Origin of the sequence: Streptomyces sp. 11-1-2 (assembly GCF_003595545.1) — a bacterium.
Lineage (GTDB): Bacteria > Actinomycetota > Actinomycetes > Streptomycetales > Streptomycetaceae > Streptomyces > Streptomyces hygroscopicus_B.
Genome location: NZ_CP022545.1, coordinates 6,495,164 through 6,519,995, shown reverse-complemented (window position 1 = coordinate 6,519,995; position 24,832 = coordinate 6,495,164). Strand labels below are relative to the sequence as shown.

Annotated in this window: 37 protein-coding genes; 1 reads left to right on the top strand and 36 read right to left on the bottom strand. The window is 68.3% G+C overall.

The features are described from left to right. Positions 1-74 precede the first annotated feature (74 nt). The 34 genes from CGL27_RS27905 to rpsJ form a co-directional block, all read right to left on the bottom strand. Entirely contained in the window at positions 75-485 is a 411-nt protein-coding gene (locus tag CGL27_RS27905) for an STAS domain-containing protein (RefSeq protein ID WP_119990736.1), read from the bottom strand. After that, complete coding sequence (locus CGL27_RS27900; RefSeq protein WP_119990734.1) at positions 482-1,360, bottom strand: STAS domain-containing protein; 879 nt, start codon at positions 1,358-1,360, stop codon at positions 482-484. Before CGL27_RS27900 ends, CGL27_RS27905 begins: the two co-directional genes overlap by 4 nt. Positions 1,361-1,534: 174 nt before the next feature. Then, positions 1,535-2,401 (bottom strand): tRNA pseudouridine(38-40) synthase TruA, encoded by an 867-nt coding sequence (truA, locus tag CGL27_RS27895; protein WP_119990732.1) that lies wholly within the window; start codon positions 2,399-2,401, stop codon positions 1,535-1,537. A gap of 86 nt (positions 2,402-2,487) precedes the next feature. Then, the gene (rplQ, locus tag CGL27_RS27890) at positions 2,488-3,042 is read right to left on the bottom strand and encodes a 50S ribosomal protein L17 (protein WP_119990731.1); all 555 of its coding nucleotides are present in this window, start codon (positions 3,040-3,042) and stop codon (positions 2,488-2,490) included. Between the two features lie 175 nt (positions 3,043-3,217). Next, on the bottom strand, positions 3,218-4,240 hold the full coding sequence (locus CGL27_RS27885) for a DNA-directed RNA polymerase subunit alpha (RefSeq protein ID WP_009715858.1): 1,023 nt from the start codon (positions 4,238-4,240) through the stop codon (positions 3,218-3,220). Positions 4,241-4,346: 106 nt separating this feature from the next. After that, positions 4,347-4,973 carry a 30S ribosomal protein S4 gene (rpsD, locus tag CGL27_RS27880; protein ID WP_059148963.1) on the bottom strand — a complete coding sequence of 209 codons (627 nt, stop codon included), beginning with the start codon at positions 4,971-4,973 and terminating at the stop codon, positions 4,347-4,349. A 27-nt stretch (positions 4,974-5,000) separates the two neighbouring features. Then, complete coding sequence (gene rpsK / locus CGL27_RS27875) at positions 5,001-5,405, bottom strand: 30S ribosomal protein S11 (RefSeq protein WP_009715860.1); 405 nt, start codon at positions 5,403-5,405, stop codon at positions 5,001-5,003. Positions 5,406-5,471: 66 nt separating this feature from the next. Further along, positions 5,472-5,852 carry a 30S ribosomal protein S13 gene (gene rpsM, locus CGL27_RS27870; RefSeq protein ID WP_014054183.1) on the bottom strand — a complete coding sequence of 127 codons (381 nt, stop codon included), beginning with the start codon at positions 5,850-5,852 and terminating at the stop codon, positions 5,472-5,474. A gap of 195 nt (positions 5,853-6,047) precedes the next feature. Then, positions 6,048-6,161 carry a 50S ribosomal protein L36 gene (gene rpmJ / locus CGL27_RS27865; RefSeq protein WP_003956441.1) on the bottom strand — a complete coding sequence of 38 codons (114 nt, stop codon included), beginning with the start codon at positions 6,159-6,161 and terminating at the stop codon, positions 6,048-6,050. 27 nt (positions 6,162-6,188) lie between these two features. Continuing rightward, positions 6,189-6,410, bottom strand: a complete 222-nt coding sequence (gene infA / locus CGL27_RS27860; RefSeq protein WP_003956442.1) for a translation initiation factor IF-1 — start codon at positions 6,408-6,410, stop codon at positions 6,189-6,191. A 150-nt stretch (positions 6,411-6,560) separates the two neighbouring features. Next, positions 6,561-7,397: a type I methionyl aminopeptidase gene (gene map / locus CGL27_RS27855; protein WP_119990729.1), complete on the bottom strand. Its 837-nt coding sequence runs from the start codon at positions 7,395-7,397 to the stop codon at positions 6,561-6,563. Positions 7,398-7,606: 209 nt separating this feature from the next. Next, positions 7,607-8,263, bottom strand: a complete 657-nt coding sequence (locus tag CGL27_RS27850) for an adenylate kinase (protein ID WP_078642920.1) — start codon at positions 8,261-8,263, stop codon at positions 7,607-7,609. After that, the gene (gene secY / locus CGL27_RS27845) at positions 8,263-9,576 is read right to left on the bottom strand and encodes a preprotein translocase subunit SecY (RefSeq protein ID WP_078642919.1); all 1,314 of its coding nucleotides are present in this window, start codon (positions 9,574-9,576) and stop codon (positions 8,263-8,265) included. Before secY ends, CGL27_RS27850 begins: the two co-directional genes overlap by 1 nt. 204 nt (positions 9,577-9,780) lie before the next feature. Next, positions 9,781-10,236: a 50S ribosomal protein L15 gene (gene rplO, locus CGL27_RS27840; protein WP_055556103.1), complete on the bottom strand. Its 456-nt coding sequence runs from the start codon at positions 10,234-10,236 to the stop codon at positions 9,781-9,783. Position 10,237: 1 nt separating this feature from the next. Then, the gene (gene rpmD / locus CGL27_RS27835) at positions 10,238-10,420 is read right to left on the bottom strand and encodes a 50S ribosomal protein L30 (protein WP_009715866.1); all 183 of its coding nucleotides are present in this window, start codon (positions 10,418-10,420) and stop codon (positions 10,238-10,240) included. Positions 10,421-10,422: 2 nt separating this feature from the next. Continuing rightward, a complete protein-coding gene (gene rpsE, locus CGL27_RS27830; protein WP_030835127.1) occupies positions 10,423-11,028 on the bottom strand; it encodes a 30S ribosomal protein S5 in 606 nt (201 codons plus the stop codon). Between the two features lie 43 nt (positions 11,029-11,071). Next, positions 11,072-11,455, bottom strand: a complete 384-nt coding sequence (gene rplR / locus CGL27_RS27825) for a 50S ribosomal protein L18 (RefSeq protein WP_078642918.1) — start codon at positions 11,453-11,455, stop codon at positions 11,072-11,074. A 3-nt stretch (positions 11,456-11,458) separates the two neighbouring features. After that, positions 11,459-11,998 (bottom strand): 50S ribosomal protein L6, encoded by a 540-nt coding sequence (gene rplF / locus CGL27_RS27820; RefSeq protein ID WP_014054176.1) that lies wholly within the window; start codon positions 11,996-11,998, stop codon positions 11,459-11,461. A 20-nt stretch (positions 11,999-12,018) separates the two neighbouring features. Then, positions 12,019-12,417 carry a 30S ribosomal protein S8 gene (gene rpsH / locus CGL27_RS27815; RefSeq protein ID WP_078642917.1) on the bottom strand — a complete coding sequence of 133 codons (399 nt, stop codon included), beginning with the start codon at positions 12,415-12,417 and terminating at the stop codon, positions 12,019-12,021. 263 nt (positions 12,418-12,680) lie between these two features. Then, positions 12,681-12,866 (bottom strand): type Z 30S ribosomal protein S14, encoded by a 186-nt coding sequence (locus CGL27_RS27805; RefSeq protein ID WP_003948630.1) that lies wholly within the window; start codon positions 12,864-12,866, stop codon positions 12,681-12,683. Positions 12,867-12,869: 3 nt separating this feature from the next. Then, on the bottom strand, positions 12,870-13,430 hold the full coding sequence (gene rplE, locus CGL27_RS27800) for a 50S ribosomal protein L5 (protein WP_014054174.1): 561 nt from the start codon (positions 13,428-13,430) through the stop codon (positions 12,870-12,872). Continuing rightward, positions 13,430-13,753, bottom strand: a complete 324-nt coding sequence (rplX, locus tag CGL27_RS27795; RefSeq protein ID WP_014054173.1) for a 50S ribosomal protein L24 — start codon at positions 13,751-13,753, stop codon at positions 13,430-13,432. The genes rplE and rplX overlap by 1 nt, the downstream gene beginning before the upstream one ends. 3 nt (positions 13,754-13,756) lie before the next feature. After that, positions 13,757-14,125, bottom strand: coding sequence for a 50S ribosomal protein L14 (rplN, locus tag CGL27_RS27790; protein WP_003998823.1), 369 nt, complete (start codon positions 14,123-14,125; stop codon positions 13,757-13,759). A gap of 131 nt (positions 14,126-14,256) precedes the next feature. Then, positions 14,257-14,544, bottom strand: a complete 288-nt coding sequence (rpsQ, locus tag CGL27_RS27785) for a 30S ribosomal protein S17 (RefSeq protein ID WP_014054172.1) — start codon at positions 14,542-14,544, stop codon at positions 14,257-14,259. Then, a complete protein-coding gene (gene rpmC, locus CGL27_RS27780; protein WP_009715874.1) occupies positions 14,544-14,768 on the bottom strand; it encodes a 50S ribosomal protein L29 in 225 nt (74 codons plus the stop codon). The genes rpsQ and rpmC overlap by 1 nt, the downstream gene beginning before the upstream one ends. After that, positions 14,768-15,187 (bottom strand): 50S ribosomal protein L16, encoded by a 420-nt coding sequence (gene rplP / locus CGL27_RS27775; RefSeq protein WP_014054170.1) that lies wholly within the window; start codon positions 15,185-15,187, stop codon positions 14,768-14,770. The genes rpmC and rplP overlap by 1 nt, the downstream gene beginning before the upstream one ends. Positions 15,188-15,192: 5 nt before the next feature. Then, positions 15,193-16,026, bottom strand: a complete 834-nt coding sequence (gene rpsC, locus CGL27_RS27770) for a 30S ribosomal protein S3 (RefSeq protein WP_078642916.1) — start codon at positions 16,024-16,026, stop codon at positions 15,193-15,195. Then, positions 16,026-16,373, bottom strand: coding sequence for a 50S ribosomal protein L22 (gene rplV, locus CGL27_RS27765; RefSeq protein ID WP_014054168.1), 348 nt, complete (start codon positions 16,371-16,373; stop codon positions 16,026-16,028). Before rplV ends, rpsC begins: the two co-directional genes overlap by 1 nt. A 40-nt stretch (positions 16,374-16,413) precedes the next feature. Further along, the gene (rpsS, locus tag CGL27_RS27760; protein ID WP_014178772.1) at positions 16,414-16,695 is read right to left on the bottom strand and encodes a 30S ribosomal protein S19; all 282 of its coding nucleotides are present in this window, start codon (positions 16,693-16,695) and stop codon (positions 16,414-16,416) included. A 12-nt stretch (positions 16,696-16,707) separates the two neighbouring features. Next, on the bottom strand, positions 16,708-17,544 hold the full coding sequence (gene rplB, locus CGL27_RS27755) for a 50S ribosomal protein L2 (RefSeq protein WP_078642915.1): 837 nt from the start codon (positions 17,542-17,544) through the stop codon (positions 16,708-16,710). A 47-nt stretch (positions 17,545-17,591) separates the two neighbouring features. Continuing rightward, on the bottom strand, positions 17,592-17,918 hold the full coding sequence (rplW, locus tag CGL27_RS27750) for a 50S ribosomal protein L23 (RefSeq protein WP_078642914.1): 327 nt from the start codon (positions 17,916-17,918) through the stop codon (positions 17,592-17,594). Then, positions 17,918-18,571 carry a 50S ribosomal protein L4 gene (rplD, locus tag CGL27_RS27745; RefSeq protein WP_119990727.1) on the bottom strand — a complete coding sequence of 218 codons (654 nt, stop codon included), beginning with the start codon at positions 18,569-18,571 and terminating at the stop codon, positions 17,918-17,920. The genes rplW and rplD overlap by 1 nt, the downstream gene beginning before the upstream one ends. 8 nt (positions 18,572-18,579) lie before the next feature. Further along, the gene (gene rplC / locus CGL27_RS27740) at positions 18,580-19,224 is read right to left on the bottom strand and encodes a 50S ribosomal protein L3 (RefSeq protein WP_078647580.1); all 645 of its coding nucleotides are present in this window, start codon (positions 19,222-19,224) and stop codon (positions 18,580-18,582) included. Positions 19,225-19,237: 13 nt separating this feature from the next. After that, positions 19,238-19,546: a 30S ribosomal protein S10 gene (rpsJ, locus tag CGL27_RS27735; protein WP_003948644.1), complete on the bottom strand. Its 309-nt coding sequence runs from the start codon at positions 19,544-19,546 to the stop codon at positions 19,238-19,240. Positions 19,547-20,140: 594 nt separating this feature from the next. On the opposite strand from rpsJ, the gene CGL27_RS27730 reads away from it, so the two are divergent. After that, entirely contained in the window at positions 20,141-22,288 is a 2,148-nt protein-coding gene (locus tag CGL27_RS27730; RefSeq protein ID WP_240450651.1) for a PIG-L family deacetylase, read from the top strand. Positions 22,289-23,065: 777 nt separating this feature from the next. Here CGL27_RS27730 and CGL27_RS27725 read toward each other — a convergent pair. After that, positions 23,066-24,232: an SRPBCC family protein gene (locus CGL27_RS27725; protein WP_119990723.1), complete on the bottom strand. Its 1,167-nt coding sequence runs from the start codon at positions 24,230-24,232 to the stop codon at positions 23,066-23,068. Continuing rightward, positions 24,225-24,770: a hypothetical protein gene (locus CGL27_RS27720; protein WP_240450650.1), complete on the bottom strand. Its 546-nt coding sequence runs from the start codon at positions 24,768-24,770 to the stop codon at positions 24,225-24,227. Before CGL27_RS27720 ends, CGL27_RS27725 begins: the two co-directional genes overlap by 8 nt. Positions 24,771-24,832: the final 62 nt, after the last annotated feature.

Here is a 24,832-nt window from a genome sequence, read left to right as displayed (position 1 = left end):
ACGTGGCCGGCGCGGGCGGGCGCCGGCTCTCCGCCCGAGCGGGCCGCTTGGGTCCGTGGGAGGCGAGGGTGGATTCACCGGGCAGTGCCACGTCGGGCCCCTTCCAGGGGCTGCGGGGCCTGCCGCCACCCCAGCGCGGCCAGCCCCTGCTCCGGATTGAGTGCGGTCTCCACACCGACCAGTTCGATGCCCAGCTCGACCAGGGTGATCGCCACCGGCGGTCGCATCCCGGCCACGATCACCCGGGCCCCCAGCAGCCGGGCCACCGTGGTCAGCTCCATCAGCGTCCGGGCCACGAAGGAGTCGATGACCTCCAGCCGGGAGATGTCGATGAGCACCCCACGGGCGCCCTCGGCCGAGATCCGCTCGGTGAGCTCCTCGGTGAAGGCGATGGCGGTCCGGTCGTCGAGCTCGTTGAGCAGGCCCGTGACCAGGACATCTCCCAGCCGCAGAATCGGAACGCCGGGCTGAGGCTGACCGGTCACCGGCCGTCTCCTTCGTCACCGTCGGGACCGGGCCCGTCGATCAGCTTGATCGCGGCGGCCAGCGCGTCGGCCAGTGTCCCCCGCGTGAGGATGGTGGACAGATCGATGCCGAGCTGGGCGATGGTCTGGGCGATCGAGGGGCGGACCCCGCTGATCACGCAGTCCGCGCCCATGAGCCGCACCGCGTTGACGGTCTGCATCAGATGCTGGGCGACGGCGGTGTCCACCGTCGGCACACCCGTGATGTCGATGATCGCGACCAGCGCCTCATGGTCCTGGATGGCCTGGAGCAGATTCTCCATCACCACCTGGGTCCGGGCGGTGTCCAGCGTGCCGATCAGCGGCACCGCCAGCACCTGCCGCCACAGCCGCACCACCGGTGTCGACTGCTCCATCAACTGCTGGCTCTGCCGGCGGATGATCTCCTCCCGGCCCTCCACATACGTCTCGAAGGACAGCACCCCGGCCACATCCAGCAGCCGGTTCATGAAGACGGCCGAGGCGAACAGCTCCTCGGCGTCCCGGGTGTCCCGCTGCACCGCCTTGAGCAGCGCCTCCTTGAGCGCGAGCACCGCGAGCGAGGTCGCCGTCGGCGTGGCCCCCGCCCGCGCCCGGCGCATCGACAGCCCCACCACGGCCTCGTGCAGCCCCGGGGTGGAGGTCACCACCCGGTCCACCGGCACCCCGCTCTGCAGGCCGGGAACCAGCGCCTCGATCAAGGCGTCGGCCTCCTCGCGCAGTTCGGCCTCGCCGATGTCGGTGTCAAGCAGGGCCTGCTCCATCTGCAGCTCGACCCAGCGATCGGCGATTTCCTCGTCGCGCTCCTGAAGAGCCCTGGTCAGGCGCTCTCGCACAGCGGCCTCGCTGGTACTCACGCGGATCCCTTCGCGGTCGACGACCGTTGTCGGTTGGCAAATTTTATCGATCTTCCGGGGGCCCCGGAAGTCGCATCATGCCGATCGCCCCGCCGCCTTGACTCACTCGCCCAGTCGTCGGCACACGAGCCGCGTAGCGAGTACCCAATGATCGGCCGCCCACACCCGCCGTTTTCAGCAGCAGCCGGAACCGATCGCCGTCGCGCCCGGCAGGGAGCGCTTGTTGCGGGACTCCCGGTTACGGGCGGCGAGTTGGTCATCGGCCGGATAGCCGACCTCTTCCAGGGTCAGGCCATGAGGACGGACGACATGCACGGCGGAGTCGCGCACCCCCGCGGCGAGCACCTTGGCCGGCCAGTCCGGGGGACGGTGGCCGTCGCCGACGAAGAGCAGGGCGCCCACCAGCGAGCGCACCATGTTGTGGCAGAAGGCGTCCGCCCGCACGGTCGCCGTGATGACCCCGTCCGCACCGCGCACCCAGTCCAGCCGCTGGAGGGTGCGGATGGTGGTGGCGCCGTCGCGCTTCTTGCAGTACGCGGCGAAGTCGTGCTCGCCCAGGAGCCGTTCGGAAGCCGCGTTCATGGCGGCCACGTCCAGCGGCCAGTCATGCCACAGCACATGACCGCGCAGCAGCGGATCGACCCCGCCGGGGTGGTCGGTGACCCGGTAGGCGTAGCGCCGCCAGATCGCGGAGAAGCGTGCGTTGAACCCGGACGGGGCCCGCTCGACCTTCCAGACCCGTACGTCATGGGGCAACCGGCCGGCGAGCCGCCGCAGCAGCCTGTCCCGGTGCTCGGCCCACAGCGCCTCCGGGAGATCCACATGCGCCACCTGGCCGCGGGCATGGACCCCCGCGTCGGTGCGGCCCGCGACGGTCAGCTCAAAGGTCTCCGAGGAGCGCGTCACCGTCCGCAGCGCGCTCTCCAGCTCGCCCTGCACGGTGCGCCGCTCGCGCTGCTTGGCCCAGCCCGAGAAGTCCTTGCCGTCGTAAGCAAGATCCAGCCGGACCCGTACGAAACCGGGCGCCGCCTCGTCACTCACCCAACTGTTCCTCTCCATGCGGAACGGGCCCGCTCCCAGATTCTGGGGGCGGGCCCGTCCGTGACAACGAAAGCCGTAGCGACGCCTCAGGCGTCCTTCGCGGCCTCATCAGCCGCGTCCGCGGCGGGCTCAGCGGCCGGAGCCTCAGTCGCCTCGGCCTCAGCGGCCGGGGCCTCGGTGGCCTCGTCCTTCTTGAGGTTCGCGGCGGCCGTGTCACCGGCAGCGTCCTTGGCGGTGCGCTTGGTGGCGGCCTCGGCCTCGCCGACGGCCTCCTGCTGCACGGTCAGCGCCTCGACCAGCTCGATGACCGCCATCGGGGCGTTGTCGCCACGACGGTTACCGATCTTGGTGATGCGGGTGTAGCCACCCGGCCGGTTCTCGTAGCGCGGCCCGATCTCGGTGAAGAGGGTGTGCACGACGCTCTTGTCGCGGATGGTCTGCAGCACCAGACGGCGGTTGTGAAGGTCGCCCTTCTTCGCCTTGGTGACCAGCTTCTCCGCGACCGGGCGCAGGCGGCGGGCCTTCGCCTCGGTGGTGGTGATCCGGCCGTGCTCGAACAGCGCGGTGGCGAGGTTCGCCAGCAGGAGCCGCTCGTGCGCAGCGCTGCCGCCCAGACGGGCGCCCTTGGTGGGCTTCGGCATTGGTGTATCTCCTAGGTGTCTGCACCGGCCGTATCAGGTACCGGTGTCAGTTGCCGGCGAGCGGCCGCCCGCCGGAAATTTTCGTCGCCCGCCGCACGGACTCGATCAAGCTCAGCAAGATCAAGCCCGTCCGGCGATTGAGGACAGCGCCTCAGCCCCAGCGGCGGGGCAGCGATCAGTACTGCTCGGTCTCGACGAAACCCGCATCGGCGTCGTCATCGGCGCCGAAGGCGTCAGCGGCGGCGGTCGGGTCGAATCCGGGCGGGCTGTCCTTGAGCGCCAGGCCCATACCGGCCAGCTTCGCCTTGACCTCGTCGATCGACTTGGCGCCGAAGTTCCGGATGTCGAGCAGGTCCGCCTCGGACCGCGCCACGAGCTCACCCACGGAGTGGATGCCCTCGCGCTTGAGGCAGTTGTACGAGCGGACGGTGAGCTCGAGCTCCTCGATCGGCAGCGCCAGATCGGCGGCGAGGGCGGCGTCCGTCGGGGACGGGCCCATGTCGATGCCCTCGGCGTCCACGTTCAGCTCGCGGGCCAGGCCGAACAGCTCGACCAGGGTCTTACCGGCCGACGCCATGGCGTCACGCGGCCGCATGGCCTGCTTGGTCTCGACGTCGACGATCAGCTTGTCGAAGTCGGTGCGCTGCTCGACACGGGTCGCCTCGACCTTGTAGGTGACCTTGAGCACCGGCGAGTAGATGGAGTCGACCGGGATCCGGCCGATCTCCTGGCCGACCTGCTTGTTCTGCACGGCGGAGACGTAACCGCGGCCACGCTCGACCGTGAGCTCCATCTCCAGCTTGCCCTTGCCGTTCAGCGTGGCCAGGACCAGGTCGGGGTTGTGCACCTCGACACCGGCCGGCGGGGCGATGTCGGCGGCGGTGACCAGACCCGGGCCCTGCTTGCGCAGGTACATCACGACCGGCTCGTCGTGCTCCGAGGAGACGACGAGCTGCTTGATGTTGAGGATCAGGTCGGTGACGTCCTCCTTGACGCCCGGCACGGTGGTGAACTCGTGCAGGACCCCGTCGATCCGGATGCTGGTGACGGCCGCACCGGGGATCGAGGAGAGGAGCGTACGACGCAGGGAGTTTCCGAGGGTGTAGCCGAAGCCCGGCTCCAGCGGCTCGATCACGAACCGGGAGCGGAACTCGTCGACGACCTCTTCGGTCAACGAGGGACGCTGAGCGATCAGCATGGGGTTTGCCTCCAGTCTCCGGCGCCCGCTATTTGACGCCGAACCCTTCAATGGTACGGGCGGTACGCGCCAAACGGCTCCGTACCGCCCGTATCGCCTTTGTCTACTACTTGGAGTAGAGCTCGACGATCAGCTGCTCCTGCACCTGGGTGTCGATCACCTGGCGCTCGGGCATGGAGTGCACGAGGATCCGCAGCTGCGACGGAATGGCCTCCAGCCACGCCGGCACCGTGCGCTCGCCCGCCTCGGCCTGAGCCACCTGGAAGGGGGTCAGGGTCCGGGACTTCGTGCGGACCTCGATGATGTCGTTCACGGTGACGCGGGCCGACGGGATGTCGGTCTTGCGGCCGTTCACATTGATGTGGCCGTGGCGGACCAGCTGACGGGCGTGGTCGCGGGACTTGGCGAAGCCGGCCCGGTAGACCACGTTGTCGAGGCGAGTCTCGAGGATGCGAAGCAAGTTCTCACCGGTCTTGCCGGACTTCTTGTTCGCCTCCGCGTAGTAGCCACGGAACTGCTTCTCAAGGACGCCGTAGATGCGGGTCGCCTTCTGCTTCTCACGGAGCTGCAGCAGGTACTCGCTGTCCTTGGTGCGCCCGCGACCGTGCTCACCCGGGGGGTAAGGACGGATCTCGATCGGGCACTTCGCGCTCTCGCACTTGCTCCCCTTGAGGAAGAGCTTCTGCTTCTCCCGACGGCATCGCTTGCAGTCGGCCCCGGTGTAACGCGCCATGTTTCTGTTGTCTCCTACTTCAGCCGGTCAGACGCGCCGACGCTTGGGCGGGCGGCATCCGTTGTGCGGAGTCGGAGTGACGTCCTGGATCGAACCCACCTCCAGGCCGGTGGCCTGGAGCGAGCGGATCGCGGTCTCACGGCCGGAGCCCGGACCCTTGACGAACACGTCGACCTTGCGCATGCCGTGCTCCTGCGCGCGGCGGGCGGCCGACTCGGCGGCCATCTGCGCGGCGAACGGAGTGGACTTGCGCGAGCCCTTGAAGCCGACGTGGCCGGCAGAGGCCCAAGAGATCACATTCCCGGTCGGGTCCGTGATCGAGACGATGGTGTTGTTGAACGTGCTCTTGATGTGAGCGTGCCCGTGGGCGACGTTCTTCTTCTCCTTGCGGCGCACCTTCTTGGCGCCGGCCGTCCTGCTCTTCGGAGGCATTCCTGAATTCTCCCGTGGAGGTGGTCGGTCCTACAGCTCGGACCGCTTGACAGCGTCCGGTGCGGACTACTTCTTGCCCGGCTTCTTCTTACCGGCGATGGCGCGACGCGGACCCTTGCGGGTGCGGGCGTTGGTGCTGGTGCGCTGGCCGTGGACCGGAAGGCCGCGGCGGTGGCGCAGACCCTGGTAGCAGCCGATCTCGACCTTGCGGCGGATGTCGGCCTGGATCTCGCGACGGAGGTCACCCTCGGTCTTGATGTTGTTGTCCACGTACTCGCGGATCTTGACCAGGTCTTCTTCACCCAGGTCACGAACGCGGGTGTCCGGGTTCACACCGGTGTTGGCGAGCGTCTGCTGGGCAAGGGTGCGACCGATGCCGAAGACGTAAGTGAGAGCGACCTCAACGCGCTTTTCGCGCGGGAGATCAACGCCTGCGAGGCGTGCCATGAATCTGGCTCCAGATGGTTGTCGGAGGTCTTCCGCAGCACCGCTCCCGGCCACCGCTCGCACGGCTGCCGGGTCCCCGGCCTCCGACCGGGGGTGTCGTCCCCGCGAGGCGGGAACGGGTGACTGCGTATGTACGCAAAGCTATGACGTCGCGCGAAGATGCTGCGAGTGGTGCAGGATTCCGGCCGGTGTGCGTCAGCCCTGGCGCTGCTTGTGGCGCAGGTTGTCGCAAATGACCATGACCCGGCCGTGGCGGCGGATCACCTTGCACTTGTCGCAGATCTTCTTGACGCTCGGCTTGACCTTCATGGTGTGAGGTTCTCCGGGTCGTGAGATCTACTTGTAGCGGTAGACGATCCGTCCGCGCGTGAGGTCGTACGGAGACAGCTCCACCACGACCCGGTCATCGGGCAGAATGCGGATGTAGTGCATGCGCATCTTGCCGCTGATGTGCGCGAGGACCTTGTGACCGTTCTGAAGCTCCACCTTGAACATCGCGTTCGGCAGAGACTCGATCACGGTGCCCTCGATTTCGATGGCGCCTTGCTTCTTGGCCATGTCCTGCTTTCGGGATCGGCTACCTTGATCGGCCCGCCGCATGCGGGAGGGCATGCGTGAGCCGACGTGTCAGTCTACGTCAGGGCATCCCGAAACACGAATCCGGGGCATGATGCCCCGGGATCGAGATCTTTATGCCCACGGAGATCGTCAGGCCAGGGGATCGGGCGCGGTCTCCACGCCCAGCTCGGCCAGCTTTGCCTTGCCGCCGTCCACGGCGGTCAGCACCAGTGGGCCCTCCTCGGTCAGCGCGACCGAGTGCTCCCAGTGGCTGGACCAGGTGCCGTCGTCCGTCTTGACGGTCCAGTCGTCGGACAGCACATGCGTCTTCGCGGTGCCCAGGCTCACCATGGGCTCGATCGCGATACAGAAGCCGGGGCCCAGCCGTGGGCCCTTGCCGCGCTTCCGGGAGACATAGTTCAGCAGATGCGGGTCCATGTGCATCTGGGAGCCGATGCCATGGCCGCCGTAGTCCTCGATGATCCCGTACTTGCCGGAGGCCGGGCGGGGCTGGCGGCGGATGTAGCCCTCGATCGCCTTGGAGATGTCGATCAGCCGGTGGCCCTTGCGGACCGCCGCGATCCCGGCCCACATCGACTCCTCGGTCACCCGGCTAAGCTCGTACAGCTCCGGGTCGTGACCGGTGCCCACGAAGGCGGTGAAGGCGGCGTCGCCATGCCAGCCGTCCACGATCGCGCCCGCGTCGATGGAGATGATGTCGCCGTCCTTGAGGACGGTCTCCTGGTCCGGGATGCCATGCACCACGATGTCGTTCACCGAGGTGCAGATCGTGGCGGGGAAGCCGCCGTAGCCCAGGAAGTTCGACTTGGCGCCGTGGTCGGCGATGACCTTGCGGGCGACGTCGTCCAGGTCCTTGGTGGTGGCGCCGGGGACGGCAGCCACCCGCGTCGCCTCATGGATGGCGGCGACGACCAGCCCCGCCTCACGCATCTTCGCGATCTGCTCGGGAGTCTTGATCTCCACCATGGGGGCCTTCCACGTTCAGTCGTCATTACCGCTATCGCCCAACAGTACGGCCGCGAGACCTCAAAGGCTCGCGGCCGTACAGGGCAGCAACCATCAATTGGGCAACCCCCGCGGCGAGCGACCACCTCCGCGAGAGCGGCGGCGGTTCAGCCGCAAAAAGGGGCCCGCGACACCCCCGGCGGGGTATCGCGGCCGATCAGCTCTGTTCTCTAGGCCGCCTTGGCCGCCAGGGCGTCCATCGCCCTTTGGGTGACCTCGGACACCTTGCCGAGCGCCGAGATCGTCACGACCAGGCCCTTGGCCTTGTAGTAGTCGATGATCGGCTCGGTCTCCCGGTGGTAGACCTCGAGTCGTTTGCGGACCGTCTCCTCGCTGTCGTCCTCGCGCTGGTACAGCTCGCCGCCGCAGACGTCGCATACGCCCGGGGTCTTCGGCGGCTTGTACTCCACGTGGAACGTGTGCGAGCTGTCCTGACGGCAGGTACGGCGGCCCGCGATGCGCTTGATCACCTCGGACTCGGGGACCTCCAGGTCCAGCACCGCGTCCAGCGAGACACCGCGCTCGCCCAGGTAGGTGTCCAGGGCCTCGGCCTGGATCTGGTTCCTCGGGAACCCGTCCAGCAGGAAGCCGGCCTGTGCGTCCGGCTGGTCCAGCCGGTCCTCCGCCATGCCGATGGTGACCTCGTCCGGTACCAGCTGCCCGGCCCGCATGTACTCCTGCGCCTGCTTGCCGAGGGGGGTGCCCTGGCTGATGTTCGCGCGGAACAGGTCGCCTGTGGAGATATGCGGGATCGACAGCTTCTCGGCAAGGTACGCGGCCTGCGTACCCTTGCCGGCTCCCGGAGGCCCGACGAGGACGATTCGCATCAGCGGAGGAACCCTTCGTAGTGTCGCTGCTGAAGCTGGCTCTCGATCTGCTTCACAGTCTCCAGGCCGACACCCACGATGATCAGGATGCTCGTGCCGCCGAACGGGAAGTTCTGATTGGCGTTGAGCGTCACCAGTGCCACCGTGGGCACCAGGGCGATCAAGCCCAGATAGAGCGCACCGGGCCACGTGATGCGATTCAGCACGTAGCTCAGGTACTCCGCGGTGGGACGACCAGCCCGGATACCCGGGATGAACCCACCATACTTCTTCATGTTGTCGGCAACTTCTTCGGGGTTGAAGCTGATGGCGACATAGAAGAATGCGAAGAAGACGATCAGCAGGAAGTACGTGGCGATGTAGACCGGGTGGTCGCCCTTGACGAAGTTCTGCGAGATCCAGGTCGCCCAGCCGGCCTTCGAATTGGAGAACTGGACGATCAGCGCCGGAATGTACAGCAGCGATGAGGCGAAGATCACGGGGATCACACCCGCCTGGTTCACCTTCATCGGGATGTAGGTGGACGTACCGCCGTACGAGCGACGGCCGATCATGCGCTTGGCGTATTGCACGGGGATCCGGCGCTGGGCCTGCTCGACGAAGACCACCAGGCCGACCATGGCCAGACCACAGAGGATCACCAGGCCGAACTCCAGCCAGCCACCCATGATCTTGCCCTGCTGCTTGATGCTCCACATCGCGCTCGGGAACCCGGCGGCGATCGAGACGAACATCAGGATCGACATGCCGTTGCCGATGCCGCGGTCGGTGACCAGCTCACCGAGCCACATGATCAGCGCCGTGCCGGCGGTCATCGTGATGACCATCACGGCGGTGGTGAAAATCGAGTCGTCCCGGACGATCTGGCCGCCGACGGGGCAGCTCTGGAAGAGCGAACCGCTGCGGGCGGTGGCCACCAGGCCGGTGCCCTGCAGGATCGCCAGCGCGATGGTCAGATAGCGGGTGTACTGCGTGATCTTCGACTGCCCGGCCTGGCCCTCCTTCTTGAGGGCTTCGAGGCGCGGGATCACCACGGTCAGAAGCTGCAGGATGATGCTTGCCGTGATGTACGGCATGATCCCGAGCGCGAAGATGGTGATCTGGAGCAGTGCGCCACCACTGAACATGTTGACCAGGCCGAACAGCCCCTGCTGGCCCTTGGCGAGGTCCATGCACGTCTGGACATTCTTGTAGTCGATGCCCGGGATCGGGATATGTTGCCCGAGCCTGAAGAGCACGATGATGGCCAGCGTGAACAGCAGCTTCTTGCGCAGGTCGGGCGTCTTGAACGCCCGGGCGAACGCGGTGAGCACGGTGCCTCCTGCGCCCCCCGCGTGCGTGCGCGAGAGGTGACGGTCTTGAGGATCGACGAATACTTATCAGCCAGGACCCGCGCGGAGGCGTACCGCGCGGAAGGTAACAACGCACGCCACCTTACCGGCGACCTGGCCCCGCTTGGAACGACCAACCGGGGATGCCCCGTATCTGGAGCATCCCCGGTCGGGTGTGCACCGTGCTCAGACGAGCTCGGTGACGGTGCCACCGGCAGCGGCGATCTTCTCCTTGGCGGAGCCGGAGACGGCGTCGACCGTCACCTGGAGCGCCACGGAGACCTCACCGGAGCCCAGCACCTTGACGAGCTGGTTCTTGCGCACCGCGCCCTTGGCGACCAGATCGGCCACCGTGACCTCGCCACCCTGCGGGTAGAGCGCGGCCAGCTTGTCCAGGTTCACGACCTGGTACTCGGTGCGGAAGGGGTTCTTGAAGCCCTTGAGCTTCGGGAGCCGCATGTGGAGGGGCATCTGCCCACCCTCGAAGCGCTCCGGAACCTGGTAGCGGGCCTTGGTGCCCTTGGTGCCACGACCAGCGGTCTTACCCTTGGACGCCTCACCACGACCGACACGGGTCTTGGCGGTCTTGGCGCCCGGGGCGGGCCGGAGGTTGTGGACCTTCAGCGGGTTGTTCTCCGCCATCTCAGTCGACCTCCTCGACCGTCACGAGGTGCCGCACGGTGGTCGCCATGCCGCGGAACTCGGGGCGGTCCTCCTTGACAACCACGTCGCCGAGCTTCTTCAGCCCGAGCGAACGCAGGGTGTCGCGGTGGTTCTGCTTGCTGCCGATGTAGGACTTCGTCTGCGTGATCTTCAGGCGGGCCATGCTCACACACCCACCCCGGCACGCGCCCGCAGCAGAGCGGCGGGAGCGACATCCTCCAGCGGCAGACCACGGCGGGCGGCGATCTCCTCGGGGCGCTGAAGGCCCTGCAGAGCGGCCACCGTGGCGTGCACGATGTTGATCGGGTTCGACGAACCGAGCGACTTGCTGAGCACGTCGTGGATGCCCGCGCACTCCAGCACGGCGCGCACCGGGCCACCGGCGATCACACCGGTACCGGGGGACGCCGGCTTCAGCAGCACAACACCCGCGGCCTCCTCACCCTGGATCGGGTGCGGAATGGTGCCGGCGATCCGGGGGACCTTGAAGAAGTGCTTCTTGGCCTCCTCCACGCCCTTGGCGATCGCGGCCGGCACCTCCTTGGCCTTGCCGTAACCGACACCGACGGTGCCGTCACCGTCGCCCACCACGACCAGCGCGGTGAAGCTGAAGCGACGACCACCCTTCACAACCTTGGCGACGCGGTTGATCGCGACAACACGCTCGACGTAAGCGGTCTTCTCGGCGGCAGCGCCACCGTCCCGCCGGTCCTTCCGGTCCCGCCGCTCGCCGCCACCGGCGCCGCCACCGCGGCGCTGGGGTCCAGCCATTGGATTTACCTCTCTCGTTTCCGCTTTGCGTTGGAACCGGGGCTCAGAACTTCAGCCCGGCCTCGCGGGCGGCGTCCGCCAGAGCGGCAATCCGCCCGGCGTACTTGTTGCCACCACGGTCGAACACGACGGCCTCGATGCCCGCGGCCTTCGCCCGCTCGGCCACCAGCGCGCCGACCTGCTGCGCCAGGGCGCTCTTGTCGCCCTCGGCCGCCCGGATGGCGCTGTCCAGCGTCGACGCCGAGGCCAGCGTGTGGCCCGCGATGTCGTCGATGACCTGCGCCACCATGTGACGGTTGGACCGCGTCACCACGAGGCGAGGACGGACCGGCGTGCCGGAGACCCGCTTGCGGACGCGGATGTGACGCCGCTTGACGGCGGCCGCCTTACGGGCGTTGCCCTTGGCGATCTTCACACCGTATGCCATGGCTTACTTACCAGCCTTTCCGACCTTGCGGCGGATGACTTCGCCCGCGTACTTCACGCCCTTGGCCTTGTACGGGTCGGGCTTGCGCAGCTTGCGGATGTTCGCGGCGACCTCGCCGACCTTCTGCTTGTCGATGCCCTCGACGCTCAGCTTGGTCGGGGACTCCACCTTGAAGGTGATGCCCTCGGGGGCCTCGACCAGGATCGGGTGGCTGTAGCCCAGGGCGAACTCCAGGTTGGAGCCCTTGGCCTGGACGCGGTAACCCACACCGCTGATCTCGAGCGCCTTGCTGTAGCCCTGGGTCACGCCGGTGATCATGTTCGCCACCAGCGTGCGGGACAGGCCGTGCAGGGCCTTGTTCTGACGCTCGTCGTTGGGGCGGATGACAACGAGCGTGTTGTCCTCACCCTTGGCGACATCGATCGGCGCGGCGACGGTGTGCGAGAGAGAACCCTTGGGGCCCTTCACGGCGACCGTGCGGCCATCGATGGTGACGTCCACACCAGCGGGAACCTGGATGGGCAGCTTGCCAATGCGCGACATGTGCTTCCTCCGTTCCCTGGTTACCAGACGTAGGCGAGGACTTCCCCACCCACGCCCTTCTTGCCGGCCTGCTTGTCGGTGAGGAGCCCGTGCGACGTGGAGATGATCGCCACGCCCAGGCCGCCGAGCACCTTCGGCAGGTTGGTGGACTTTGCGTAGACCCGCAGGCCCGGCTTCGAAATCCGCTTGATGCCGGCGATCGAGCGCTCGCGGTTCGGGCCGAACTTCAGCTCGAGGGTGAGGTTCTTGCCAACCTCGGCGTCCTCGACCTTCCAGCCGGTGATGTAGCCCTCCTGCTGGAGGATCTCCGCGATATGCGACTTGATCTTGCTGTGCGGCATCTCGACGGAGTCGTGGTACGCCGAGTTCGCGTTTCGCAGACGTGTCAACATGTCTGCGATCGGATCGGTCATGGTCATGATGGCCTTCGGCCTCTCTCGCCGGGGTTTCCTGTATGCGCCATCCCTCTCACCCTCTTGACGAGGGCACGGGTGCGGCGCGGGGACCTACGGCGTAGTAAGGATTCTGGGCGGCGAGCGCCCAACCGTTCCACTCTACGGGAGTGGACGGGCGGGGCTCGCCATCCATTTGCTTACCGAGAGTCCGGTACCAGCCCAAAATTCCATCTTTCGCCCGCCAGGGCGCCCGTTGAGGGCGGTGGCGGGAGACGACGGGTGGGCTGTTACCAGGAGCTCTTGGTCACGCCCGGCAGCTCGCCACGGTGAGCCATCTCACGAAGGCACACGCGGCACAGGCCGAACTTGCGGTAGACGGAGTGCGGACGTCCGCAACGCTGGCAGCGCGTGTACCCACGCACGCCGAACTTGGGCTTGCGGGCGGCCTTGGCAATGAGAGCCTTCTTCGCCACGGCTCACGCCTCCTTGAACGGGAAGCCGAGGTGACGCAGTAGGGCGCGGCCCTCGTCGTCGTTGGTCGCCGTGGTCACCACGGTGATGTCCATACCCCGGACGCGGTCGATCTTGTCCTGGTCGATCTCGTGGAACATGACCTGCTCCGTGAGACCGAAGGTGTAGTTGCCCCGGCCGTCGAACTGCTTCGGCGACAGACCGCGGAAGTCGCGGATGCGCGGCAGCGCGAGCGACACCAGACGGTCCAGGAACTCCCACATGCGGTCACCGCGGAGGGTGACGTGGGCGCCGATCGGCTGGCCCTCACGCAGCTTGAACTGCGCGATGGACTTACGGGCCTTGGTGACGGCGGGCTTCTGGCCGGTGATCGTGGAGAGGTCGCGGATGGCGCCCTCGATCAGCTTGGAGTCGCGGGCGGCGTCGCCCACACCCATGTTGACCACGACCTTGGTCAGACCCGGGATCTGCATGACGTTCTCGTAGGAGAACTGCTCCTGCAGCTTGCCCTGGATCTCTTCGCGGTAGCGCGCCTTGAGGCGCGGTGCAGTGGTGGTGGCAGTCATCAGATGTCCTCACCGGTCCGCTTGGCAACGCGGATCTTGTTGCCCTCGTCGTCGAAGCGGTATCCGACGCGGGTGACGACCTTGTTGCCGTCCTTCTCCACCACGAGCTGCACGTTGCTCACGTGGATCGGGGCTTCGGTCGTCACGATGCCGCCGGTCTTCGAACCACGAGCGGTCTGTCCGGCCTTGGTGTGCTTCTTGACCCGGTTGACACCCTCGACCAGGACACGGTCCTCGCGCGGGAAGGCCGCGATGACCTTGCCCTGCTTGCCCTTGTCCTTACCGGTGATGACCTGGACCAGGTCGCCCTTCTTGATCTTCATCGGTTACAGCACCTCCGGCGCGAGCGAGATGATCTTCATGAACTTCTTCTCGCGCAGCTCACGGCCCACCGGGCCGAAGATACGGGTGCCACGGGGGTCGCCATCGTTCTTGAGGATGACGGCCGCGTTCTCGTCGAAGCGGATGTACGAGCCGTCCGGGCGGCGGCGCTCCTTGACGGTGCGCACGATGACCGCCTTGACGACGTCACCCTTCTTCACGTTGCCACCGGGGATCGCGTCCTTGACGGTGGCGACGATGACGTCACCGATGCCCGCGTAGCGGCGACCGGAGCCACCGAGAACACGGATGCAAAGGATTTCCTTCGCGCCCGTGTTGTCGGCGACGCGCAGTCGCGACTCCTGCTGGATCACGTCTATCTCCTGATCGTCTGCCGGTTCCCGGCAGGGGCTGGATATATCCAGCCCCTGCCGAGCCTGGCGGAACTGTCCTGCGGACTATTGCCCGCAGGCTGTATTACTTGGAATCCCCTTACGGGAATTACCTACTTGGCCTTCTCGAGGATCTCGACGACGCGCCAGCGCTTGGTCGCGGACAGCGGCCGGGTCTCCATCAGGAGGACACGGTCGCCGACACCCGCGGCGTTCTGCTCGTCGTGCGCCTTGAGCTTGTTCGTACGGCGGATGACCTTGCCGTACAGCGCGTGCTTGACGCGGTCCTCGACGGCGACGACGACGGTCTTGTCCATCTTGTCGCTGACGACCAGACCCTCACGGGTCTTGCGGAAGCCGCGGTTCTGCGTTGCGTTCTCAGTCACATTCGTCTCGCTCATCAGGCGCTCTCCACCGTCTCGATGCCGAGCTCGCGCTCCCGCATCAGGGTGTAGATCCGGGCGATGTCCTTGCGGACGGCCTTCAGCCGGCCGTGGTTCTCAAGCTGTCCGGTCGCCGCCTGGAAGCGGAGGTTGAACAGCTCTTCCTTGGCCTCACGCAGCTTGCCAACGAGGTCCTCGTTGTTCAGCTCACGCAGCTCGGACGCCTTGGTACCGGCCGCCATCACGACTCACCTGCCTCGCGCCGCACGATCCGGCACTTCATCGGGAGCTTGTGAGCAGCGCGGGTGAGCGCCTCACGCGCAGTCTTCTCGTTCGGGAAGGACAGCTCGAACATCACCCGGCCGGGCTTGACGTTCGCGACCCACCACTCCGGCGAACCCTTACCGGAACCCATGCGGGTCTCGGCAGGCTTCTTCGTCAGCGGACGGTCCGGATAGATGTTGATCCAGACCTTGCCGCCACGCTTGATGTGGCGGGTCATCGCGATACGAGCGGCCTCGATCTGACGGTTGGTGACGTACGCCGGGGTGACGGCCTGGATGCCGTACTCGCCGAACGCCAGCTCCGTGCCGCCCTTGGCCATGCCGGACCGCTTGGGGTGGTGCTGCTTGCGGTGCTTGACCCTGCGAGGGATCAGCATGTCGGTCAGGCCTCCGTTCCAGTGCTCTCAGCAGCCGGAGCGGCGGTGGCCTCGGCCTTGGGGGCCTCGGCGGGGGCGCTCTGCTGCTGCTGCGGCTTACGGCCACGGCCACCACGCTCGCCACCACGGCGCTGCGGGCGGTCGCTGCCGCCGCCACCACGCGACGGGCGGTTGCCGGCGCGGGCGGCGGCGTTCTCGGCACGGACCTCGGCGATGTTCTTGACGTCGCCCTTGTAGATCCACACCTTGACGCCGATGCGGCCGAAGGTGGTCTTGGCTTCGAAGAAGCCGTAGTCGACGTTCGCGCGGAGCGTGTGCAGGGGCACGCGGCCCTCGCGGTAGAACTCCGAGCGGGACATCTCGGCGCCGCCGAGACGGCCACCACACTGGATCTTGATGCCCTTGGCACCGGCCTTCATCGAGCTCTGCATCGACTTGCGCATCGCACGACGGAAGGAGACGCGGGAGGAGAGCTGCTCGGCGACGGCCTGGGCCACCAGCTGAGCGTCGACCTCGGGGTTCTTCACCTCGAGGATGTTGAGCTGCACCTGCTTGCCGGTCAGCTTCTCCAGCTCGCCGCGGATACGGTCGGCCTCCGCGCCGCGGCGGCCGATGACGATGCCCGGCCGGGCGGTGTGGATGTCGACGCGGACGCGGTCACGGGTGCGCTCGATCTCCACCTTGGAGATGCCCGCGCGCTCCATGCCCTTCGTCATCATCCGGCGGATGGCGACGTCTTCCTTGACGTAGTCCTTGTACAGCTTGTCGGCGTACCAGCGCGACTTGAAGTCGGTGGTGATGCCGAGCCGGAACCCGTGCGGGTTAACCTTCTGGCCCATTACCGGGTTCCTTCCTTGCTGCTGACGACCACGGTGATGTGGCTGGTCCGCTTGCGGATCCGGTAGGCGCGGCCCTGGGCACGCGGACGGAACCGCTTCAGGGTCGGGCCCTCGTCGACGTACGCCTCGGAGATGACGAGGCTGTCGGCGTCGGTGTGGTCGTAGTTGTGCGCGGCGTTGGCGATGGCGCTGTCCAGCACCTTGCCGACCGGCACGCTCGCGGCCTGCGGGGCGAAACGCAGGACCGCCTGAGCCTCCGTGGCACTCATGCCACGGATGAGGTCCACCACGCGGCGGGCCTTCATGGGCGTGACGCGGATGTACCGCGCCTGGGCCCTGGCTTCCATGGTTGTCCCTTCGGTGTCTGTCATGAGTCTGTTCCGCCGATCAGCGACGACGCGACTTACGGTCGTCCTTCTCGTGGCCGCGGAAGGTGCGGGTCGGCGCGAATTCGCCGAGCTTGTGGCCGACCATCGACTCGGTGACGAACACCGGGACGTGCTTGCGGCCGTCGTGCACCGCGATCGTGTGGCCGAGCATGGCCGGGACGATCATCGAGCGGCGGGACCAGGTCTTGATGACGTTCTTGGTGCCGGCTTCGTTCTGGACATCCACCTTCTTGATCAGGTGGTCGTCGACGAAGGGCCCCTTCTTGAGACTGCGCGGCATCTAAACCCGCTCCTAGCGCTTCTTGTTCGTCTTGCGGCGGCGGACGATGTACTTGTTGCTGGCCTTCTTCGGCGAGCGCGTACGGCCCTCCTTCTGACCCCACGGCGAGACCGGGTGGCGACCACCGGAGGTCTTGCCCTCACCACCACCGTGCGGGTGGTCGACGGGGTTCATGACCACACCACGAACGGTCGGGCGGACGCCCTTCCAGCGCATGCGGCCGGCCTTGCCCCAGTTGATGTTCGACTGCTCGGCGTTGCCGACCTCGCCGACAGTGGCGCGGCAGCGGACGTCGACCAGGCGGATCTCACCGGACGGCATGCGGAGGTGGGCCATGGAGCCCTCCTTCGCCAGCAGCTGCACGGAGGCACCCGCGGAGCGGGCGAACTTCGCGCCGCCGCCGGGCCGCAGCTCGATGGCGTGGAGCGTGGTACCAACCGGGATGTTGCGCAGCGAGAGGTTGTTACCGGGCTTGATGTCGGCGCCGGGGCCGTTCTCGATCCGGTCGCCCTGCGTCAGGCCGCGCGGCGCGAGGATGTAGCGCTTCTCGCCGTCGGCGTAGTGCAGCAGCGCGATGCGCGCGGTGCGGTTGGGGTCGTATTCGATGTGCGCGACCTTCGCCGGGACGCCGTCCTTGTCGTGACGGCGGAAGTCGATCACGCGGTACGCACGCTTGTGACCGCCACCCTGGTGGCGGACCGTGATGCGGCCGGCGTTGTTACGACCACCCTTGCTGTGCAGCGGGCGGACCAGCGACTTCTCCGGCGTGTCCCGCGTGATCTCGACGAAGTCGGCGACGCTGGAGCCACGACGGCCCGGGGTCGTCGGCTTGTACTTGCGGATACCCATTTCTCAGTCCTCGGAAGATTCCGGACTTCTGGACGTTCCGATCTCCGTTAGGAGACCGGGCCGCCGAAGATGTCGATACGGTCGCCCTCGGCGAGGGTCACGATGGCGCGCTTGGTGTCCTTGCGCTTGCCGAAACCGGTCTTGGTGCGCTTGCGCTTACCCTGCCGGTTGATCGTGTTGACCCCGGTGACCTTGACCGAGAAGACCGCCTCGACGGCCTGCTTGATCTGGGTCTTGTTGGCGCCGGGCGCGACGATGAACGTGTACTTGTTCTCGTCGAGCAGCGCGTAGCTCTTCTCCGAGACCACCGGCTTGACGAGAATGTCGCGGGGGTCGGTGAAGGTCTTGCTGGTGACAGCGGTCGCCTCACTCATCAGGCGGCGCTCCCTTCGGTCTTCTCAGCGGCCTTGGGACCAGCCACGAAGGACTCGAAGGCGGCCTTGGTGAAGACCACGTCGTCGGAGACGAGCACGTCGTACGTGTTCAGCTGGCCCGGCTCCAGGATGTGCACCTGGGGCAGGTTGCGGGCGGACAGCCACGCGGCCTCGTCGCTCCGCTCGGCGACCAGGAGCAGGTTCTTGCGCTCGCTGATCTTGCCCAGCAGGGTCTTCGCGGCCTTGGTGGAGATGTCGCCGTCGACCACGCCGGTCACGACGTGGATCCGCTCGTGGCGCGCCCGGTCGGAGAGGGCACCGCGCAGCGCGGCGGCCTTCATCTTCTTCGGGGTGCGCTGGCTGTAGTCGCGCGGCACGGGACCGTGCACGACGCCACCGCCGGCGAACTGCGGCGCGCGGGTCGAGCCCTGGCGCGCGCGGCCGGTGCCCTTCTGGCGGTAGGGCTTCTTGCCACCGCCCCGGACCTCACCGCGGGTCTTGGTCTTGTGCGTGCCCTGGCGGGCAGCGGCCAGCTGGGCGACGACGACCTGGTGGATCAGCGGAATGCTGACCTGCGCGTCGAAGATCTCCGTGGGGAGCTCGACGGTCCCGGCCTTGTCGCCTGCCGGCGAAAGGATGTCAATGGTGCTCATCGGTTACCTCAGGCCCCCTTGGCCGCGGTACGGACCAGGACGAGGCCGCCGTTCGGACCAGGAACCGCTCCCTTGATCAGGAGCAGACCCTTCTCCGCGTCAACGGCGTGGACGGTCAGGTTCTGGGTGGTGACCCGCTCATTGCCCATGCGGCCGGCCATGCGCAGGCCCTTGAACACGCGGCCCGGGGTGGCGCAGCCACCGATGGAGCCAGGCGAGCGGTGCTTGCGCTGGGTGCCGTGGCCGGCGCCGAGGCCGGCGAAGCCGTGGCGCTTCATGACACCGGCGGTGCCCTTGCCCTTGCTGGTGCCGGTCACATCGACCTTGACACCGGACTCGAACGCCTCGGCGGTGACCTCCTGGCCGAGCGTGTACTCGCTGGCGTCAGCGGTACGCAGCTCCACCAGGTGGCGGCGCGGGGTGACGTCGGCCTTGGCGAAGTGGCCCTTGAGGGGCTTGTTCACCTTGCGCGGGTCGATCTCGCCGAAGGCGATCTGGACGGCGCTGTAGCCGTCCGCGTCATCGGTGCGGACCTGGGTCACGACGCACGGCCCGGCCTTGACGACAGTGACCGGGACGACACGGTTGTTCTCGTCCCACACCTGCGTCATGCCGAGCTTCTCGCCCAGGACGCCCTTGATCTGCTTAGCCATCTCGCGCGTCACCTCAGAGCTTGATCTCGATGTCGACGCCCGCCGGCAGGTCGAGACGCATCAGCGAGTCGACGGTCTTCGGCGTGGGGTCGAGGATGTCGATGAGGCGCTTGTGCGTACGCATCTCGAAGTGCTCGCGCGAGTCCTTGTACTTGTGCGGCGACTTGATGACGCAGTACACGTTCTTCTCTGTGGGCAGCGGCACCGGGCCCGCGACCGACGCACCAGTGCGGGTCACCGTCTCGACGATCTTCTTCGCCGAGGAGTCGATGACCTCGTGGTCGTAGGCCTTGAGCCGGATGCGGATCTTCTGTCCCGCCATGGCTACTTCGTAGTCCTGTCTCTCGTAACGCTCTGGGACCCGGTGGCGTTCGCGTCCCTCTCCACCCCACTTCCGACCCACGCGGTCGGGCGTGTCGCAGTCCTTCTCATAAATCTCCATGCGGAGATCCCTGGTGAAGGGGGTTGCTGGGGGAGAAAGTCACCCACCGGGTGCCTGGCTGGGGCCCCGCTGACGCTTCCCGGAAGATTCCCGTACTTCCGCCCCTGATCAGGGGCGACGAGTACCGTGGGACTCGCTTCCAGTCCTCCCGGCGAGAGGCGCGCAGCATCGGCACTCAACCGAGCAACCTGGTCAGTGTGCCATAGCGGGCACCGCCGACGCCAATCAGGGAGCGGGGAAGCATACCCCCTACGAGTGAGCCCGCAAACCCGCGGCCAGCTGCCCCGCGGACCCCTCGCCCGCCAACGGCACCGAAGGCGCGAGACCAAACCCGCGCCGCGCCACCGGCAGGACGATGTGTCCGGACTGTGACCGATACCTCCCGGCCATCGGACAACCTGTCAAGATCATCGCCCGTCCTTTCACTCGGAGCAGCCGGAGACTACGCGCTGCCGAAGTGACAGGGTCACCAAATTGAACAGTCGATGGACAGTGCGGGGAACGGGCACCACCCGCAGGCAGACGCTGGCCGCGCTGGCGGCACTCACCGCGGCCGGAGCGGCCGGGGTCGCCGGTTGCGGGGGTGGAGGCTCGCGCGGCACGGCATCCGTGCCCGCCGGGCCCGCGCGGGCCGGTGCCCCCGGGGCGGCGGAGCCCTTCACCTCGACGGTGGGCGACAAGCAGGCACTGCTGCTGCAGGTCATGGCGCACCCCGACGACGATCTGTACTTCATGAACCCGGATACCGAGCATGTGCTGCGCTCCGGCGTCCCGGTGGTGAGCGTGTACGTCACGGCCGGTGAGGCCCTGGGGATCAACCACCAGGCGGGGACGCCGATCCCGCCCGCCGACAAGGCCGCCTACTCCGCCTCCCGCCATCAGGGGCTGCGGCAGGCGTACGCGCGGATGATCGGGCTGAACCAGTTCGCGCCCTGGCAGCGGTCGGTGCTGCGGCTGCCCGGCGGGGTCACCGCGGAGACCAACACCCTCGCGAACGGCGCCCGCAGGGTCCGGCTGATCTTCCTCAACATCGCGATGCTGTCGGAGGGCGGCGTACGGATCCCCGCGCTGTGGAGCACCCCGGGCACCGTGATGAGCACCCTCCTGGCCGCCGGTTCCCCGGTGCCGCACCCGAGTTCGTACGGCCATCAGACGCTGGTCGACGTGCTCGCCGAGATCATGGACCGCTATCGGCCCACGCTGATCCACACGCTGGACCCGGACCCCGACTTCCAGGTGCACGACGTGCTGCACCCCAAGGACAACGATCAGCCGGGGTGCTCGGACCACCGCGACCACACCCCGGTCGCGCTGTTCACCTGGAAGGCGATCGCCCAGTGGGTGGCCGCGTCCGCCCAGCGGGACAAGCACACCCCGCGCTTCACCACCACCGCGTTCCGCGGCTACTACAACCAGCGCTGGCCGCACAATCTGCCGCCCGCGGTGCTCGCCCGGAAGGCGCGGGTGATCAAGTCCTACGGCGGCGCCCCGGACTGGGACTGCGGCAACGCGGCCGGCTGCGGCGACTACAGCCAGGGCGGTGTGCGCCCGCTGCGGAACCGCAAGGGCTGGATCCGCTCCACCCACTACCGCTACCCCACCGCCCTGCCCGCCCCCACCACCGACGCCCGGGGCCGGCTCGTGGCGTACGGCGTGCTCGGCGCCCAGGCCGTGCGGTGGCGCGAGACAGCACCCGGCAGCGGCCGGTTCGGGGCGCCGCTGGGGCTCGGCGGCGGACCGCTCGCCCCGGCGCTCGCCGCGGTGCGGGACAGCGCGGGGCGGCAGGTGCTGTTCGCCCTGCGGTTCGCGGCGCTGGGGGGCCAAGGCGCGGCCGACCTGCGCGAGATCGTGGTACTGGAACAGCGCCGCCCGGACGGCCCGTTCCGCGCCTGGACCGGGCTCGGCACCCCCGAGACCAGCACCGAACACGGCCGCCGGGTCGGCTGCCCGGCGGCGGTCGCCACCCCCGACGGCCGGGTCCACCTCTTCGTACGCACCGCGGACAAGGGCCTGGCCACCCGCGTACGGGACGGGAGCGGCCACTGGAGTCCCTGGCAGCGGCTCGGCGGCCCCGAGATCCAGGACGGGCTGACCGCGCTGCTGGACGCGGAGGGGCGGGTCCATGTCCTCGCCCCCGGTCGCGACACCGTCCACCACTGGGCCCAGGAGTGGGCCGGTGGCCCGGTCGCCCTGCGCCCGCCGACCGGTCTGCCGCGCCCCGGCGGGGATCCACTGGGCGCCGCGGTGGCCCCCGACGGCTCGCTCGCGCTGGTCTACCGCACCCCCGCGGCCACCGTGCCCGCCGTCCACGGCAACGACACCTCGCTCACGGTGCGGCACTTCGAGGGCTACGGGGCGATCGCCGCGCACACCGTGGCCGAACCGTCCGGCCGCCGCGAGGCGAAGACGCTGCTGCTGGTCGGCCGCGACCTGGGCGGGGAGGTCCAGGTCCAGTACGGCACCGGCCCGGACGCCAGGCCCCTGCGCTCCCCCGGCCACCTGATCCCGGTCGGCGCCCCGGCGCTGCTGGCGGACGACGGCCACCAGGGCGTCTGCGTGGTGGGCCTGGCCCCGGACGCCACCCCATGGATCTGGCGCCCACGCCCCACATCACGGGCCTGACGGCCCGGCCCACCACCGGGTGCGCCGGGACCGGGGACACCGTCCCCGGCCCACGCCCGGCCCACGCCCCGTGGCGCCCTCGTGGCGGCGCGCCTGGTGCGGCGCCTCGTGGCAGCGTGCCTGGTGCCGCTCGCCCCTGGCGGCATGCCTGGCGCCGCTCGCCCCTGACCACATGCCTGGTGCCGCGCGCTCCTGGCCGCATGCCTAGTGCCGCGCGCCCCTGGCGACGTCCCTGGCGCCGCGCCTCCTGGCCATCTCCCCGTACGGCACCTCCCAGGCCGCCCGCCTGGCATCGCACACCCATAGCCGTCCCCTCCTGCGGCACTCCCCTGGGCGGCATCCCCGGTGCACGTCCCCCGTCCGCATCCCCGGTGACTCATTCCCCGGGCGGCGCCCCTGGGCAGCGCCCCTGGGCAGCGCCCCTGGGCAGCGCCCCTGGGCAGCGCCCCTGGGCAGCGCCCCTGGGCAGCGCCCCTGGGCAGCGCCCCTGGGCAGCGCCCCTGGGCAGCGCCCCTGGGCAGCGCCCCTGGGCAGCGCCCCTGGGCAGCGCTAGGCGGCTGCCCAGGCCCGCGTGCCCGGTGCAGCAATCCTCGGTCCGTGTCCCAGTGCGGCGCCCATGAACGGCCACCCCGATCCGCGTCCCCGGTGCGGCCTTCCCGCTCCGTGTGCGGCAGACCTTCCCGCCGTACGGCATGACGGGGCCCCACCCGCCGTCTCCGGTCCGGGTGGGGCCCCGTCATGTCCGGCTCTCGGCCGGGGGCGCGTTGGTGTGCGCGCTCAGCGCCGGGCCGCGGCGGCGCGCCGCCGGGGGCGGGCGGCCTCGGGTTCCTCGGCCTCTTCGGGCTCTTCAGGCTGTTCGGACTCCTCGTACGCCTCGGCGTCCTCCGGCTCCTCCTCGTCCTCCTCGAAACCGGATTCCGGCTCGGACTCGGCGTCTTCGGGCTCCTCTTCGTACTCCTCCTCCGGCGCCTCGTCCGCATCCGCGTCCACGGACGCGTCGTCCTCGTACTCGTACGCGTCCTCCGCCTCGTCCGCGCGCTCTTCCCCGGCGTCGCCTTCGACTTCGCCCTCGTCGCCGGACTCGGACCGCGGCTCATCGGCTTCTCCCCCGGCCTCGTCCTCGTCCTCGGCCTCGGCCTTGTCGCGCTCTTCCTCCTCCACGGCCGTCTCGTGATCGAGCACGACCTCGCCGTCCCGGATCTCGCCGCGCCAGCCGTCCGTGGCCTCGCCGCGCATCATGATGAACTTGCGGTAGAGCTTCAGGTCGAGGCGCGCCCGTCGGCCCTGGGCCCGCCAGATGTTGCCGGTCTTCTCGAAGAGGCCCTTGGGGAAGTACTCCAGGACCAGCAGCACGCGGGTGAGGTTGTCGCCGAGCGGATGAAAGGTGACGACGCCCTTGACGGTGCCCTTCGCACCCTCGGTGGTCCAGGTGATCCGCTCATCGGGCACCTGCTCGGTGACGTTCGCCCGCCAGCTACGGGTGGACTTGGCCACCTTCACCTTCCAGTTGCTGCTGGTGTCGTCGGCCTTCTCGACGCTGACGACTCCCTTGGCGAAGGTGCTGAACTCCTGGAACTGGGTCCACTGGTCGTACGCCTCCCGGACCGGCACCCCGACGTCGATGTCCTCGACGACCGTCACGCTCTTCGACTTGCCGCCTCCGCTCCTGCCCCGGCCCTTGCCGATGCCGAAGGCGCCCTTGACCTTCTCCTTCAGCGACTCCTTGAGTGAATCCTTCAGCTGGGACGAGCCGGCCTTCATCAGCGCCTGCCCAGGCGACTTGCCCTCGGCGAAGGACTGCGCGCCCTTGGCAAGGCCGGTGCCGAGGCCGGAGATCGCATGCGTCGCCCGCGCCTGGACGTAGTGGCGCAGCTCGTCCTTGAGACGGTCGGTGGCCGGGTTCCTGACGATGTCGTCCTTGAGCTTGCCCAGCGTGTCAGCCATTGCGGCCCCCCGCGGTCCTGGCGGTCTTCTTGGCCCGGTCGGCACCCGCGGCGGCGGTCTTCTTCACCGGGCGGGCCGGGTCCTTGGCCGCCGCCTTGCGGGGAAGCTTCGGCGGCCTCGGTTTCCGCTTCGGCTCGGATTCCGCGTCAGCATCCTCCGTCTGGGCGGGCTCCTCGTCCTCGGCGCGGTCGTCCCGGGCGTCCTCGTCCCGGGCGTCCTCGCCCTCGCCCCGCTCCTCCTCGCTCTCACCGCGCAGCAACGCGGTGCGCTCATGCAGCGAATCGGCGAGGCCGCCCACCCGGTCGGACACGGCCTTGGTCGCGGCCTGCCGGGTGGCGTCGACGAGTTCCTGCCGCACCTGTCCGTTGAGGCCGCTCAGCAGCGGCATCCCGGCGAGGGACTTCTTCAGCTGCTGCGGATCCAGGGTGATCTTCTTACCGGCCAGCAACATGCCCAGCCCGAAGGCGAGTTTCGCCTTCTTGGTGCGCCCGAGGAGGTAGCCTCCCACGATCGCGACCGTGATCTTGCCATTTGTCATCATCTGTTCGCTCCCGAAGTCGAACGCGGCTTCGATGTGGACGGCCGGGTACCCACATACGA